The sequence below is a fragment of the Planctomycetota bacterium genome (assembly GCA_035574235.1).
GTDB lineage: Bacteria > Planctomycetota > MHYJ01 > MHYJ01 > JACPRB01 > DATLZA01.
The window spans coordinates 1-14678 of the sequence record DATLZA010000184.1; the positions used below are offsets into that span (position 1 = coordinate 1).

At 68.5% G+C, this 14678-nt stretch carries 16 protein-coding genes; 3 read left to right on the forward strand and 13 right to left on the reverse strand.

All coding sequences use genetic code 11. From position 1 onward, the window contains the following. Positions 1 to 144 precede the first annotated feature (144 nt). The 9 genes from VNO22_17160 to VNO22_17200 all read right to left on the reverse strand — a co-directional run bounded on the left by VNO22_17160 (position 145) and on the right by VNO22_17200 (position 8935). Positions 145 to 390, reverse strand: coding sequence for a hypothetical protein (locus VNO22_17160; GenBank protein HXG63103.1), 246 nt, complete (start codon positions 388 to 390; stop codon positions 145 to 147). 90 nt (positions 391 to 480) lie between these two features. Then, entirely contained in the window at positions 481 to 1590 is a 1110-nt protein-coding gene (recA, locus tag VNO22_17165; protein ID HXG63104.1) for a recombinase RecA, read from the reverse strand. A 572-nt stretch (positions 1591 to 2162) separates the two neighbouring features. Continuing rightward, positions 2163 to 4040, reverse strand: a complete 1878-nt coding sequence (locus VNO22_17170) for a sigma 54-interacting transcriptional regulator (GenBank protein ID HXG63105.1) — start codon at positions 4038 to 4040, stop codon at positions 2163 to 2165. Between the two features lie 24 nt (positions 4041 to 4064). After that, positions 4065 to 4787 (reverse strand): HAD family hydrolase, encoded by a 723-nt coding sequence (locus VNO22_17175; GenBank protein HXG63106.1) that lies wholly within the window; start codon positions 4785 to 4787, stop codon positions 4065 to 4067. A gap of 4 nt (positions 4788 to 4791) precedes the next feature. Continuing rightward, positions 4792 to 5592: a hypothetical protein gene (locus tag VNO22_17180; GenBank protein ID HXG63107.1), complete on the reverse strand. Its 801-nt coding sequence runs from the start codon at positions 5590 to 5592 to the stop codon at positions 4792 to 4794. A 31-nt stretch (positions 5593 to 5623) separates the two neighbouring features. Further along, positions 5624 to 5863 carry a sulfurtransferase TusA family protein gene (locus tag VNO22_17185; GenBank protein ID HXG63108.1) on the reverse strand — a complete coding sequence of 80 codons (240 nt, stop codon included), beginning with the start codon at positions 5861 to 5863 and terminating at the stop codon, positions 5624 to 5626. After that, positions 5860 to 7026, reverse strand: coding sequence for a YeeE/YedE family protein (locus VNO22_17190; GenBank protein ID HXG63109.1), 1167 nt, complete (start codon positions 7024 to 7026; stop codon positions 5860 to 5862). Before VNO22_17190 ends, VNO22_17185 begins: the two co-directional genes overlap by 4 nt. 6 nt (positions 7027 to 7032) lie before the next feature. After that, positions 7033 to 7932, reverse strand: a complete 900-nt coding sequence (locus VNO22_17195; GenBank protein ID HXG63110.1) for a sulfurtransferase — start codon at positions 7930 to 7932, stop codon at positions 7033 to 7035. Between the two features lie 13 nt (positions 7933 to 7945). Beyond that, entirely contained in the window at positions 7946 to 8935 is a 990-nt protein-coding gene (locus VNO22_17200) for a FecR domain-containing protein (protein ID HXG63111.1), read from the reverse strand. A gap of 120 nt (positions 8936 to 9055) precedes the next feature. Between VNO22_17200 and VNO22_17205 the strand changes: the two genes are divergently transcribed. Continuing rightward, positions 9056 to 10000: an NAD-dependent epimerase/dehydratase family protein gene (locus VNO22_17205; GenBank protein HXG63112.1), complete on the forward strand. Its 945-nt coding sequence runs from the start codon at positions 9056 to 9058 to the stop codon at positions 9998 to 10000. 98 nt (positions 10001 to 10098) lie between these two features. Beyond that, on the forward strand, positions 10099 to 11136 hold the full coding sequence (locus VNO22_17210; GenBank protein ID HXG63113.1) for a hypothetical protein: 1038 nt from the start codon (positions 10099 to 10101) through the stop codon (positions 11134 to 11136). 8 nt (positions 11137 to 11144) lie between these two features. On the opposite strand, the gene VNO22_17215 is transcribed toward VNO22_17210, so the two are convergent. The 4 genes from VNO22_17215 to VNO22_17230 form a co-directional block, all read right to left on the reverse strand. Beyond that, complete coding sequence (locus tag VNO22_17215) at positions 11145 to 11507, reverse strand: Rieske 2Fe-2S domain-containing protein (GenBank protein HXG63114.1); 363 nt, start codon at positions 11505 to 11507, stop codon at positions 11145 to 11147. A gap of 3 nt (positions 11508 to 11510) precedes the next feature. Beyond that, positions 11511 to 11831: an ATP-dependent Clp protease adaptor ClpS gene (locus tag VNO22_17220; protein ID HXG63115.1), complete on the reverse strand. Its 321-nt coding sequence runs from the start codon at positions 11829 to 11831 to the stop codon at positions 11511 to 11513. 70 nt (positions 11832 to 11901) lie between these two features. Further along, entirely contained in the window at positions 11902 to 12375 is a 474-nt protein-coding gene (locus tag VNO22_17225) for a cupin domain-containing protein (protein ID HXG63116.1), read from the reverse strand. A 76-nt stretch (positions 12376 to 12451) separates the two neighbouring features. Continuing rightward, positions 12452 to 13249, reverse strand: coding sequence for an isochorismatase family protein (locus VNO22_17230; GenBank protein HXG63117.1), 798 nt, complete (start codon positions 13247 to 13249; stop codon positions 12452 to 12454). Between the two features lie 82 nt (positions 13250 to 13331). On the opposite strand from VNO22_17230, the gene VNO22_17235 reads away from it, so the two are divergent. Next, positions 13332 to 14678: an amino acid permease gene (locus tag VNO22_17235; GenBank protein HXG63118.1), complete on the forward strand. Its 1347-nt coding sequence runs from the start codon at positions 13332 to 13334 to the stop codon at positions 14676 to 14678.

A 14678-nucleotide genomic window follows, 5' to 3' on the forward strand; every position in this document is an offset into this window, starting at 1 on the left:
GGAGTCCGACGGGTAGACCGTATGGCCCCGCTGCCGGAAGAATTCGAGATAGCGTTCCCGGATTTCGTCGATCTTCATCGTCGGGGGCGGTGGATTATCGGAGGCCTTCGAAGGCGTGTCAAGGGCGAAGGGCCGCGCCGCGGTTCAGGCCGTTCGGGGGCGCCGGCGCGTCCGGGAAAGAGGCGAAACCTTCACGATGTGGATCAGGCTGTACCAGACGACGTATTCGGCGATGCCGTTGCGGGGACGAAAGGCGACGGCGATGTGCGAACGGGCCACCAGGACCATTTCCGGGTGGCGCACCTCCACACGTTCCCCGCTGGTGAGCAGAAGGCGGAAGGGGACAAAGGGGCGCCGTTCCAGGATCTTCTTGAGCTCTTCCGGGCGCATCGGGCATACCCTCCCTGCGGGGCGGCCTCGTCGTCGGAGAGGGGGAATGGGGAACGGGGCTGGACCCCGTTCCCCCAAGAAGGCCACCGCTTACTTTCGAGCGGGCTTCTTTTCGTCGTCGTGCTTTTCGGTCCGGGCCGGCGGTTTGGCTTCAGAAGCCGCGCCGGAAGGGGCTGCCGTGGCGCCCGGGGCCCGCCGGGGCTCCACGCCGAGCTTGGCGCGGATCTCGTTTTCGATCCTGAGCGCCAGATCGGGCCGGGCCCGAAGCATCTGCCGGCACTTTTCGCGGCCGTTATCGAGCTTCTCCCCTTTGAAGGAGTACCACCCGCCGGAGCGTTCCAGCACCTGGTGCTCTTCGCCGAGATCCAGGAGATCGCCCTCGTAGGAAATGCCGCTGGCGAAGAGCATGTCGAACTCCGCTTTCTTGAAGGGCGGGGCGATCTTGTTCTTGACGATGTGCGCCTTCACGCGGGTGCCGATTTCGGCCTCGCCGTCCTTGAGGTGGCCGATGCGGCGAACGTCGATGCGGACGCTGGAGTAGAACTTGAGCGCCCGGCCGCCCGGCGTCGTTTCGGGGTTCCCGAACATGACTCCGACCTTCTCGCGGATCTGGTTGATGAAGATGAGAGCGGTCTTCGATTTGGCGACGCTGGCGGTGAGTTTGCGGAGCGCCTGGCTCATGAGGCGTGCCTGGAGACCCACGTGCTGGTCGCCCATCTCGCCTTCGAGCTCCGCGCGCGGCACCAGCGCGGCGACGGAGTCGATGACGATGACGTCGAGACCCGAGGAGCGGACCATCATGTCGGCGATCTCGAGGGCCTGCTCGCCGCTGTCGGGCTGGTTGAGGAGGAGCTCCTCGAGGTTGACGCCGAGCTTGGCGGCGTAGGCCGGGTCCAGCGCGTGCTCCGCATCGATGAAGAGGGCCGTCCCGCCCGCCTTCTGGGCGTTGGCGATGACGGTGAGACAGAGGGTCGTCTTGCCGGAGCCTTCGGGGCCGAAGACCTCCGTGACGCGCCCGCGGGGAATGCCTTTGCCCCCAAGCGCCAGATCGAGCGCGAGCGATCCCGTGGTGATCCCTTCGACGTCCAGCCGGGTATCCGCCCCCAGCCGCATGATGGAACCCCGGCCGAACTGTTTTTCGATTTGCGCCAGGGCCGTCTTCAGGGCTTCCGCGCGGCGCTCATCGCGAGGGGCCGGGATTTGGACGGGCATCACTCTCTCCTTTCCCAAGACTGGCGTCATTACACTCTCCTCCAATAAGGCCGTCAAGCAATACGCAAGGAACATGCCACGGAGCCGCCCTCGACCTGCCGGGCGCTCCAGGCCCGCTGCGCATTACGTTTCGTAACGCGGGTAACGCCGGGCCTCCTTGCCCGATGGGAGTATCGCCCTCTGATGTGTCGAATTAGGTCTCATAGGGAGCGTCGCGCCGGAGCGAGGGAACCGTACGCGCAGAGAGAATGATGAAGGGGGCGTCTTGCCGCGATCTGAAGGGTGGGCGCGAGGGACCAGAACGAATTTAAAATAAAGCGCCCCGACGACGGGTCGGGGCAGTTGGAGCGGGATCTAATTTTTGCGCAAGTGCGCACTGCTAGCTAAGCAAGGGTCATGCCAGCTAAAAACCTGCAAAAAAACGCTAATTTCGGCGGTGTCACTCCTCAAACCGCCAATTTAAGTTGTCAGCTTGGGTTTTATGTTTTAAGTGCATGATTTACAATGTGTTAAAGTGTCATCTTTTGTTGTCTGTTAATGGGGTCTTGAGCGATATTTTGTCACTTCGCCGGGGGTGGTTCGGGAATAACAGGCTCCGCCTCGAGCGTGTCCGAAACTCGACTGATCCCGTGTTTCTTGATGAGGTTCTGAAGGTGTTGGCGAGAGATTCCGAGCGCCCTGGCTGTGTGGGTCACGTTAAACTCATGGAGCGCAAGGGCTTGGGTGATGTAGCTTTTCTCCCAGTGGTCCCGGGCTTCCTCAAGACTTCGGAACGCTCCTGCGGCGCCCGCCAGGTTGAGGTCCTCAATAGAAATGTAAAGGTTATTCGTTAAGATGACCGCCTGCTCGACCCGGTGCTTGAGCTCACGGACGTTGCCCTCCCACCGGTGGGCTTTGAGCGCCGCCCGCGCTTCTTCGCTGAAGCTCTTGATGGACCGGCCGGCCGCGGCGGCGGCTTCCCGGAGGAAATGTTCCGCCAGAAGTATCACGTCGTCGCCCCGTTCCCGAAGGGGCGGCAACACCACCGACACCACATTCAACCGGAAATAAAGGTCCTGCCGGAACTTCCCCTGACGCACCATCTCTTCCAGGTTCCGGTTCGTCGCCGCCACGAGGCGTACGTCGATGGGCACGGGCTCAAGACCCCCCACCCGATGAATCACCCTCTGTTCGAGGGCCCGCAGGAGCTTCACCTGGAGGTTGAGCGATAGTTCCCCGATCTCGTCCAGAAACACCGTCCCGCCCTGCGCCATTTCGAGCTTGCCGGGCTTCTGGGACGTGGCGCCGGTGAAGGCCCCCTTCTCGTAACCGAAAAGCTCGCTTTCCAGAAGCGTCTCCGGAATCGCCGCGCAGTCGATCACCACAAAGGGGGCCGCCGAACGCGGCGAAAGGTCGTGCAGAACGTGCGCGATGGCCTCCTTTCCGGTGCCGCTCTCGCCCAGAACGAGAACCGTGGCGTCCGTGGGGGCGACCTTGCGGACCGTCTCGTAGAGCGCCTTCATCGCGGGACACTCGCCGATGAGGTGTTTGCGCCGCTCCAGGGCCGCCCGCAGAACGGCGTTTTCCCGCTCCAGGGCCAGGCGGCGCTCCTCGACCCGCTGCTGGGCTTCCTGCGCGGCCCGCACGTTCTCCATCGTGAGGGCCAGATAGTTCGTCACCGCCTCGAAGATCGCCAGATCCGTCGCGCTGTACTCGCGCGCCTTGGCGTGGCTGTCCACGTAGAGCACGCCCAGGAGCCGCTCGCCGACCTTCAGCGGCGCGCACATCACCGTCCGCAGGTGGTAAAGCTCCACGCTCTCCGAGCGCACCTCCTCCGCCGTTTCCGTGTCGAGAACGAAGATCGAGCGGCGCCGCTCGTAGACCTGCTGCGGGATCGATCGGCTGATCCCCACGAGCTCCCCGAGCGGCCGGCGCGCCTGATCCCGCGCCACCAGCGGCTTGAGACGCCCCCCGGCATCCGGCACGAAAAGCACGCCCCGCTCCGCCTGCGCGATCTCGACCGCGTCGTCCACGACGTCGCGCAGGAACGCGTCCAGATCCTGACAGGAGGCGGCATTGACCACCGTCTGCAGGAGGAGCCGCACGTTTCGGTCCTCCAGCGGCAGCCGGAGCGCTCCCGGATCCGGAAGCCGCGGAACCGGCTTGGAGGGTTCCCCGGCCCGGAAGACGATCGTGGCCTGACCCACGGTGATGACGTCTCCATCGGCCAGATCTTTCTCCGAGACGCGCTCGCCGTTGACGAAGGTCCCGTTGGAGGAGTTGCCGTCGATCAGCCGGTACCCTCCCTGCGGAGAGCGCATGAGCCGGCAGTGCTGCCGGCTGGCCTGCTCGGTCATGAGTTTGACGTGATTTTGGCGCGAGCGGCCGATGAGCACCTCCGGCCCCGTGATCGGGACGGTGCGCTCGGACCCCGATTCCCGCACGACGAGGTAGGGCATAAGCGACGCGGAGGACTCCCGTCATTATATCGGGACCGGCGAACGACCGTCAACGCAGGCCGGAAGCTCGGCGACGCTCCGGAGGCGGCGGACGGGCTTGTCCCCGTGGGTGTCCCCGGGATCCAGAAGCACCGGCCGCACGCCCGCCGCACGCGCCCCGACGACGTCGATGTGGTAGAAGTCGCCCACGTGGACCGCCCGCCCCGGCGACGCACGAAGGCGTTCGAGCGCCAGGCGGAAAATCCGCGGATCGGGCTTTTCGATTCCTTCCTCGTGGGAATCGACGACGAGATCGAAGTACGGCAGGAGGCCCACCTGGGCGAGCTTGCGGCGGACCGTGCCGTTGGAGTTGGAAATCACCGCCAGGCGGAACCGCCGCCGGAGCCGGTCGAGCGCGGGGGGCACCTCCGGCGGGACGACCTCCCAGAGGTTCGCGCGGGCGTGCCGGGCTTCGAGGATCCCGAGCGCCCGCCGGAGGCGCCCGGAGTCGCGCAGGCCCCACTCCCTGAGGATCGCGGCGAAGTAGAGCGCCCAGCGCGTCCGGTCCGTGCTTCCCCGGATCACCGCGGGATCGTCCACGATCCTCCGCGCGCGGTGTTCCGCGCGCCAAAGCTCCGCCGGCTCCGCGCGCAGCCCCAGGCGGGCGAGCGTTTCCGCCACGACCTCCATGTTCACGTAGACGAGAGTGTTGCCCGCATCGAAAAAGAGATGCGTGATCTCGGCGGGGCGGGCCGGTCGGGCGGGCATGCGGTCACTCCGTGGGAGGCGGCTCCAGCTCGAACGAGAAGCGCCCCCGGGCGTGCGCGGCGGCGAGCCGGCGGCCGAGCTCGGGGTCCCGCGCCGAGCCGGCCAGGTACCGCACCTTCCACCCCGACGGGAGCGTCCGGCGCCGGCATACGCCTTCAAGCGTGCGCAGGAGCTGCTGCGCGCGCCCTTCGTCGAAGGCGCCCTGGAGGTGGAGCATTTCGTAGACCACCTGTTCGCCTTCCCGGTAGAGATCGAAGAGGGTCCGGACGGCGTCCATGCCGCGCCGAGGAACGCGGTGGACGAACGGCTCGATCCGCCCCGCCCGCACCACGGCGGCGTCGGTCCGTGCCGCCTCGCGGCCTCCGCCGCCGGCGCCCACCTCCTCGGCGAAAAGGTACACGTAGTCCGCCGGGATCCCTTCCGCGCGGAGCTTCCGGTAAAGAATTTCTTCGACGTCCCGGTATTCGGGCAGCGCGAACGAGGCGCCCGGCTCGAAGATCTCCGGCGGCTCCTGGATGCGCTCGACTTCGCGTCCCCAGGCGTAACGGATCAGGCGGTACGCGAGCGTGTTTCCCGCCAGGCCGTACCAGAGGGCGGTCGCTTCCAGGGCGCGGGAGAGAAGCTGCGCGGCTTCCGGCGCCGGGGCGTTGTCGGCCGCCAGCACGGCCAGCCAGGGTCCCGGCGTCCGCGCGACGATGAACGAGGGCGGACGCTCGCCGCCCCCCGCGAGGTACGCCGCCAGGACCTCCCCGGCGTCCTTCTCGTCCGGATAGCGCACGAAGATCTGGGAGACGTTGATGCTCACGACGCCACTATAGGCGGCGGGGGGCGGCCGATCAACGACGCCCTTCCGGCGCCGGGCGAAACTCCGCGCGCCACACGCCCGGACCGTCGCGGACGATCTCGCACGTCCAGCCGTGCCGCGCCGCCAGGAAGCGAAGCTGCTCCATGGTGTCTTCGTGATCGCCGAGCACCGCGAAGGGGTTCCCCCCGGACCGCTCCTTGAGGAAGCGCTCCACCCGCAGGACCGGCATCCCGCAGGGTTCCCCCCGGATGTCCACCGTTTCGCCGCTCACGCCAGCCTCCGCAACACGGCCGCGCCCGCCCACGTTCCACCCAGGAGCCCCGCCGCGAACACCCATCCCGAAAGCGACATCGCCATCGTTCCCGAAAGAAGCGTCCCGACCGTGCAGCCGAGCGAGATCATCGCGCCGAATCCGGTCAGCGCTCCTCCCGCAAGGGCCAGCAGGCACGTTCTCGGCCGGGGCCGACGGATCCGGAACTCGCCCGCCAGAAGCGCCCCGACGAGGGATCCCCCCACGAGCGCCAGGACGAAAAGTCCGTTGTCGGTCAGGAGCGTCTCTCCCACGACGGCGCGGCAGCCGGCCATCTCCTCCAGGCCGAGGAGCCGGTCGGGGACGATTCCGAATTTCCCTCCGGCCCAGCGGGCCACGGTCCCCAGCTGGGAGGTGACTCCCAGCGGAACCGTTCGGAGGTAAACGACGGCGCCGAGGATGCCGATCACCGCGCCTCCGACGACGGGCGGCCAGCCGTCGCGAAAGATTTTTCGGAGAACGCCCGCCAGAGTCGGCGTTTCGGACGTCCGGGGCGGAGGGGCGGGGAACTTCCAGAGGAGCGCGGCCGCGATTCCGGCCAGCGCGGCGAGCTGAAGGGTCAGCGCGCCCGCGTAGCCGAGTTTCTGGGGCAGCCACACGACCGGCGCGGCGGCGGCCGATCGCAGGTAGAAGAAGTTCCACGACGCCAATCCCGCCACGAATCCCGCCAGCGTTCCGGCCAGCGCCACGGGAGCCGCGAGCGATCCCTCCCCCAGGCGGTACAGCTGTCCGCTGATGCAGCCTCCGGCCAGGACCATGCCGATCCCGAAGGCCGCGCCGCCGACGAGCAGGTGCCATCCCGCCGGGGCCACGTGGGTCTGCCGGGGAACATAGCCGCCCGAAGGATCCGGAACCCACGCGCCGAAGACCACGGCATATCCGGCGGTTCCCGCGGCCAGGGCGGCCAGGAGGCCCATCGCGCGGCGCCGGTCCGCGGCCAGGAACAGATCCCGGAAGGCGGAGGCCATGCAGAAGCGCGACCGTTGAAGCACGAACCCGAAGGCCGCGCCCGCCAGGACCGTGAACGAGCGCTCCCGCTCGCGCGTCGTGCCGGCGCCGTAAAGCCCGTAGGCGCCGCCCAGGATCGCCGCCGCGGCGCCCGCCGCGGCCACCCACCGGATCATCGACGATTACTTTCCGGTCCAGACCGTCCCGGCTTTGTTCTCGATGGGCACGCCGACGGCGTTTCCGTACTCCGTCCAGGAGCCGTCGTAATTGCGGGCGTCGTAGCCCAGGAGGAACTTCAGAACGAACCAGGTGTGGCTGGAGCGCTCGCCGATGCGGCAGTACGTGATGACGGGCTTCGAGCCGTCCACGCCCGCCTCCGCGTAAAGCCGGCGCAGCTCCTCCACGCTCTTGAACGTCCCGTCCTCCTGGACCGCCTTGGACCAGGGGACGTTGCGCGAGCCGGGAATGCACCCCGCGCGGATGGCCAGCTCCTGAATTCCCGGGGGGGCGAAGACTTTGCCCACATGCTCGTCCGGAGAGCGCACGTCCACGAGCACCGCGGGCTCTTCGTTCCGGACGGCCTTGAGGACGTCGGAGAGCCGGGCGCGCAGCGCGAGGTTCGCGGCGCGCGGCTTGAAGGTTCCGGGAGCAAAGGAGGGGACCGTTGTGTCGAGGGGGCGCTTCTCGAGCTCCCATTTCTTGCGACCGCCGTTCATGAGCTTGACCTTGGGATGCCCGTACATCGTGAAGATCCAGTATCCCCAGCAGGCGAACCAGTTGTTGTTGTCTCCGTAGAGGACGACCGTCGTGTCCTCGTGAATGCCGGCCTTGCGGCAGAGTTCCTCGAAGCGCTCGGGAGAGACGATGTCGCGGCCGACGGGGTCGCAGAGCTCGCTATGCCACTTGAGGCCCCAGGCGCCCGGGATGTGGCCGCGCTCGTAGACGCCCGGGTCCACGCTGACCTCGAGGACGCGGACCTTGTCGTCGCGCAGGTTCTTGTACACCCATTCGGTGGTGACGAGCGCGTCCTGCGCGGCGGCCGCCGGGGCGGCGGCCGCAAGAAGCGCGAGGGTCAGGCGCATCGGAAGGCTCCTTTTATTTTCGGTTCCGGACCCAATCCTGCCACGCCCGGCGTCCCTTCTCCGTATCCGAACCCCGCCAGTACGCGGCGTCGAATCCCAGGTTCGCGCCGGCCAGGCGCTCCAGGCCGGCGGCGATCCGGACGCGCACCTCCGGGTCGCCGTCCTTGAGGATCTCGACGAGATCCGCCGCGGCTCCCGCGGAGGCCAGTTCCGCCAGAAGCGTCGCCGCGCGCCGGCGGCGATCGGTGTCCAGGGGCCCCGGCGGGGCCTTGAGATGCTCGGCGAGGTAGGGGGCGGCGTTCGATCCGGTCGCCCGCACGACTTCTTCCGCCCGGGCGAAGCGCGTGCCGCCGAGCAGGCGCAGGAGCGTCTGAAACCGCTCGCGCATCTCGGGGTGGCGCGGGTCGCGTGCCAGGAGGAGCTCATGGAGCCAGGCCGAGGCCAGGGCCGGCTCTTCGCACGGGTCCGGGGTGTTGAGCTGGCCGTCGAAGAGGTAGCAGACGTATCCCGGCGTGAGCTTCTGGGTGTAGCGCCGGGAGACGACGCTGATGACGCCGTCCAGGCAGGTGATCTGAGTGACGGTCCGGCCGGGCGTTTTTTCGGGAGGCTCGTCGGGAGCTCGCTCCCGGAAGGAGATTTCGACCAGGCCGGAAGTCATTTCCATGGGGGAAAACCGCGTCTTGATCGAAAACGCCGGTCCGTCGGGCACTCGGATCTGGAAGCGGCCCTTGGCGAGTTCGATCCTTCGGACGGAAAGCTGGAGTTCCGTGTTCTCGTCCACGCGCAGCTCGGTCCCGTCGGGGCATTCGAAGACGGCCTTGGAGCGGGCGGGCGTGCGGATCCAGGAGCCGGGAGGAATCGTCTGGCCGGGGGCTAAAGGAGCGTAGGCAGCCTCCGCCGTGGGGCGCGTTTCAACGGGACCGATCGCGGTTCCGAGTTTGGCGGCGGGGGTTCCCTCGACCTGGAGCGTCGCGGCCGCCAGGGCGGTCAGAAGCCATCCCATGGAGCGTTCTCCCTGAAACGGAAGGGCGAGTGGGACCCAATATACCCTTGCTTTCGCGGCAAGGTCAAGGAGGCCGGCCGATGCTGGCGTCGCCGGAAGCGGGTGGTACACTGAACCTCCATGCCGACGGCGCTGGTGACGGGAGCCACGGGGTTCGTGGGATCGCACCTCGTGGACCGGCTGCTGGACCGCGGCTGGCGCGTGACGGCGGTTCTGCGTCCCGGGAGCCGGCCGCGCTGGCTGGACGGCCGGCCTTTCGAACGCCTGACGGTGGATTTCCGCGGCCCCTTCGAGCTTCCGCCCGCGGATGTTGTCTTCCACGTGGCCGGCGTCATCCGGGCGGACTCTTACGCCGCGTATCTCGAGGGAAACCGGGACCTGGCGCGCCGGGTCTTCGAGGCGTCTCGGGCGGGCCGTTTCGTGCACGTCAGCTCCCTGGCGGCGGCCGGCCCCGGGGAGAATCTCGACGAGGAAAGGCCGTGCGCTCCCATTTCCCACTACGGGCGGTCCAAATGGGAAGGGGAGCGGGAGGTCTGGAGCCGCCGCGAGCGGATGCCGGTCACGATCGTGAGGCCGTGCGCGGTGTACGGTCCGCGGGACATGGCGTTTCTGGAGCTTTTCCGGACGGTCGCGCGCGGGGTGCGCCCCGAGGTGGGCGGGCCCAAGCGGATCAGCCTCGTGCACGTGGCGGATCTTGTCGAAGGTCTGATTCGCGCCGCGGAGGCTCCGGAGGCGGCCAACGAGATTTTCTACCTGGCGCACCCGGAGCCGCTGGCGGTCTCCGGGTTTCTGGATCTCGTCGAGGAGGGGCTGGGCCGTCGCGGACTGCGCGTGGCGGTTCCCGACCGCGTAGTGCGCTTCCTCGGCGCGGTCGTGGAAGACGGGGCGCGATGGGCGGGACTGCGGCCCGTTTTCGGACGGGACAAGGCCCTCGAGATGACGCAGCCGGCCTGGACGTGCAATCCCGGGAAGGCCGACCGCCTGCTCGGCTGGCGCGCGCGGATCGATCCGGCGCAAGGGTTGCGGACGACGCTCGCCTGGTACCGCGAGCACGGGCTTCTGTGAGCGCGGCTTGACTTGAACGAAACGCGGTGTTAGACTCCGCGCTTGACACCCGACGGGGCTGAGCGAAGCATCTCCTCTTTCTGTAAGGAGCGCGCACCATGGCCGAGGTCGGCGAATTCAGCCTGATCGTCACCGAGGTGGACGCGGGGAACCTTCCCGAGGCCGCCCGCCAGTTCGCCCGCGCCTTCTCCCTGGATGAGACGATCGCCACCCAGATCTGCAAGAGCGCTCCCATCATCTTCGCCCAGAAGCTGACCAAGGCCGAAGTGAAGGCGATCACGCCCACCCTGACGGAGCTGTCGAAGACGGGGATGGAGTTCCGCGTGACCGCCCGCGTCGCGGCCAAGCTTCCCAAGCTCAACTGGCCGGTCCGGCCCCAGTTCACCGCCGGCGGCATTCCGGGAACGAACGGCCTGGCGTTCGAGTGGGAAAACAACGCCTTCGTCTGTCCGAGCTGCGGCGAAACGTTCCTCTTCCGCCGCCTGGGAAAGCTCGCTCTGGCCGAGCCTCCGGCCGCCGTTCCGAGCAACGGTCCGGTGGCCGAAGTCAAGGCTATGACCCGCGCCTCGGAGCCGGCGCGCGCCGCCGTCGGCGCGGGCGCGTCCCGCTACGATGCGTCGGCCGCCGCCCCGCGCGTCGAGGGCGTCGAGGGCGTCCAGCCGCTGGCGGGCGAGGGAGAGTCGCTCGACCTGCCCGAAACCGCTCCTGTCGAGGACATCAAACTCGAGGATTTCCCGGAGGCGCCCGCCGCGGAGCCGTCGGCCGCTCCGGCGGAACCCATGGATCTCCTGCCGGAGGCCCCCTCGGAACCGCTCGACGCCGCCGCCGAAACCGCCCCGGCGGAGGAACTTCCGGCCGCCCCCGAGCCGGCGGAGCCCCTGGCCGAGACCGAGGCCCCGGCCGAATCGGGCGATCTCTACAACGTCTTCCTCTCGAAGATCACCGACACCTCCAAGCGCGACAAGGCGGCCGAGCTCATCGCCAAGGTGAAGGGGTGCTCGACGGCCGAGGCCAAGGAGCTGACGACGCGCCTGGTCATTCCGCTGGCCAAGAACGTCCCCAAGGAAAAGGCCGAGGACATCCTGAACCAGTTTAAGAAGCTCAAGATCTTCGGCCGCATGACGAAGGTCAAGTAGGCGAGCCTTCAGGCTTCGTCCCGCGACGGGGCCGGAGCCGGCGGCGGAGGCGGCGGGAGGGGACGCGTCCCCACGTAGATTTGCCCTTCTTCGACCTTGACCGGGAAGCAGCGCACCCGGATCCTCGGATCTCCCTGATACGCCCCGGTCGTCACGTCGTACTCCCAGCCGTGCAACCCGCACCGCACGTACTTTCCTCGGAGCGCGCCGCGCGAAAGGGGATAATGCTGGTGCGTGCACGAGTCGCGCGTGGCGAAGAGCATGCCTTTCACGTTGTAGAGGACCACCTCTTCGCCTTCCACGCGGACGGCCAGCATGCCGCCCGGCGGGACGTCCGCCAGCGCCGCCACGCGGACGAAGCCCTCCTCCATGCTTTACGTCTCCGCGGGTTCGAGGACCGCCGACATCGAGCCCGCGCATCGGGGCACCCGCCAGTCGGGTCCGTAGGCGTGGATCTGGTCGCGCTTGAACTCCGCCTGTTCCAGGGAACCGGTGAAGACGGCGCAGCGTCCGGTCGTGTCCACCTCGCGGGCCATGCGGTAGGCCGTCTCGCGCCCGTATCCGAAGAGGCGCCCCAGCATCTCGATGACGTACTCGTACGTGTGGTCCGAGTCGTCCAGGAGAATCACGTGATACGGCGGCTGGAGCCGCGTCTCCTGCGACGCCCCGAGGTCCGGGAGAATCTCCGTGGGCATGGACGTCCCCGGCCGATCCTGCAACCGAAAGGCGAGAATACCCGATCCGCCGCGGCGGCTCAACGCCCGGCTACTTGGCTTCGGCCGGCGGCGGCGGGGAAGGCACGCCCTTGTAGCCCCACTTGACGACGAAGAAGGTAAGCGGCTTGGACCCGGTGTTCGTGATTCCGTGCGGATCCCAGGGCGCGGTGTAGACGACGTCGCCTTTCCGCGCCGGATGGTCCTTGCCGTTGATGTGCCAGGTCCCCTCGCCTTCCACGAGCACCAGAAACTCCTCTTCCGCGTGCCGGTGGGGCGGATGGTTCGTCTGTCCGGGCTTGAGCGTCACGTGGCCCACCAGGCAGTCCTTCACGCCGTGCGTCTCCGCGGCGGTGTGGATGAGGCGCGCCTCGCCCCAGTCGAAGGACTTGGCTTCGGTCCGCTCGAGCGTCCAGAGGCTCGTCGGAATCGGTCCCGCGGGAGCGGGAGAGGACGCCGGAAGGACCAGACCCGCCGCGCCGAAACCGGCGCCCACGAGAAGGACCGGGAGGACGAAACGCTTCATGGCCGCGCTCCTTTGCAATGGACGGAACGCGACGGTTATACCATCGCGGGCGACCGGGGGGAAGAATCCGGAGGATTCAGCGCAGGACCGCCGCGGCCGTGGTCGAGGGACACCAGTACTTTTCGATGTGCTCCACGATGAGCTCGGTGCCGCGGTCGTGGCTGACGAACGGCCGCCGGCGGGGGTTGTAGAGGCTGTCGGTAAGGTCCCGCACGAGCACGACGTCGAATCCCAGCAGCACGAGCTGCCGAATCGCGAACGAGCGCCCCAGGACGCACATGTTCGTGTGGACGCCCGTCATGAAGACATGGCGGACGCCCCGTTGCGCGAAGAGGTTGTAGACCTCCTGGCCGCGGTCGGTGACGGCATCCTCGGGGGCGATGTCGATCGCGGCGATCTGGCGGGTCCAGGGAGGGGGCTTCGTGACCACGGGGCAGGGAGGATCGTCGTCGCAACCGTTGTCCGAGTCGTCCACCGGGAAGGGGCCTTCCCGGGACGGGTCGTAGCGGCGGGCCTGGATGGGGACCGGCGGCCTGGCCTCGGGCGCTTCCCGGGCGCGCCGCCGCGGGGGCGTTCCTTCGTAAAACGCCACGACGTCGCTCGGGGCGTGGACGATCAGCGCGCCGCGGGCCCGGGCGGCCCTCACGAAGGCGTCCACGCGGGGGGCCAGCTCCGCTGTTCTCCGGGCGGCGCTGCGGCACCAGTGGTTGTCCCACATGTCGCAGACGATGACCGCCGTTTCGGACGCCTTCCATTCCCGCGGCATCCGCTCGGCGCCGCGGCGGGCTTCGAAGCGGAACATTCCGGGCTCTCCGGCCGGAGCGGAAGCGCAACCGGCCAGCAGCGCCAGCGCGGCGCGGGCGTAATTCGGCATGTTCGGGCCCTCCCTAGGATTACGTTCCCGCCCCGGCCGGAGTTCGTTGCCCGTTTCCGACCGGCGTGGTACGTTCGTGCCCATGCACGAGCCCGACCGGGGCGACCTCCGCCGCGTGATCGGCTTCTGGGGCGGAACGGCCCTCATCGTCGGGATCACGATCGGCAGCGGCATCTTCCGCAAGCCCTACACGCTCGCGCGCGACGTCGGCGATCCGCTCGTCATTCTGGCCTTCTGGGCGGGCTTCGGGCTGGTGAGCCTCTGCGGGGCGCTGGCTCTGGCGGAGCTGAGCTCGCTTCTGCCCCGGACGGGCGGCGTCTACGTCTACCTCCGGGCGGCCTACGGCGACGCGGTCGCGTTCGTTTTCGGCTGGCTCTACCTTCTCGTGACGACGCCTGCCACGATCGGCGCCCTGGCGACCTTTTTCACGGAGCTCCTGCTCGGCTTTCTGGGCCGCCCGCCCGGCAGCCTTCCCCCCGCCGTTCCTTCCGTCCTGGCCGCGGGCGTCATCGCCCTTCTCGCGGCGGCCAACCTGCTCGGCGCCCGTTTCGGCACGGCCATCCAGGGGCTCTTCACCTTGGTCAAGGTCGCCGCCCTCGCGGCCCTGACGCTGGCCTGCTTCGCGACCGCGACGGGGTCCCTCGGGAACCTCGCGCCGTCGGGCCGCGCCGTGGGCTGGGCCGCCCTCGGGAGCGGCGCGGCGAGCGTCATCTGGGCCTATGACGGCTGGATCGCCGTCAGCATGATCGCCGGCGAGGTCGTGGCTCCCGAACGCCTCATGAAACGCATCATCATCGCCGGGATCCTGGCGATCGTCGTCCTCTACGTGGCCGCCAACGTGGGTTACTTCTACGCCATGCCGGTCGATCGGATGGTCTCCGGAGGACCGGATGTCCCCCAGCGGATCGTCGCGTCCCTCGTGGGGCCCGCCGGCGCGACGGTTCTCGGAGCCTGCATCATGGCGAGCGTCTTCGGGGCGCTCAACGGGAACGTTCTGGCCAAGCCCCGCGTGGTCTACGCCATGGCCCGCGACGGGCTCACGTTCGGTTTCCTGGGACGCGCCCACCCGCGGTGGGGAACCCCGGCGGCGGCCATCCTCCTTCAGGCCGGCATGGCCGTGGCGCTCGTCTTCATCCTGCGCGACTTCGACGCGCTGACCACCTACTTCGTCGTCGTGGAGTGGTTCGCGCTCCTTTTCGCGGTGGGGGCGGTGTTCGTCCTGCGGCGCCGGATGCCCGAGGCGCCGCGCCCCTTCCGCACGCCGGGCTATCCGTGGGTGCCGCTCTTCTTCCTGGCGGGGACCACCGCGGGCCTGGCGGCGATCGTGGCCTCCGAACTGACCGCCGGCCGGACCGCCCCTCTCGTCGGCCTGGGCATCGCGCTGGCGGGGTTTCCGGTCTACGCGCTCTGGAAACGGCGGCCGGGATGA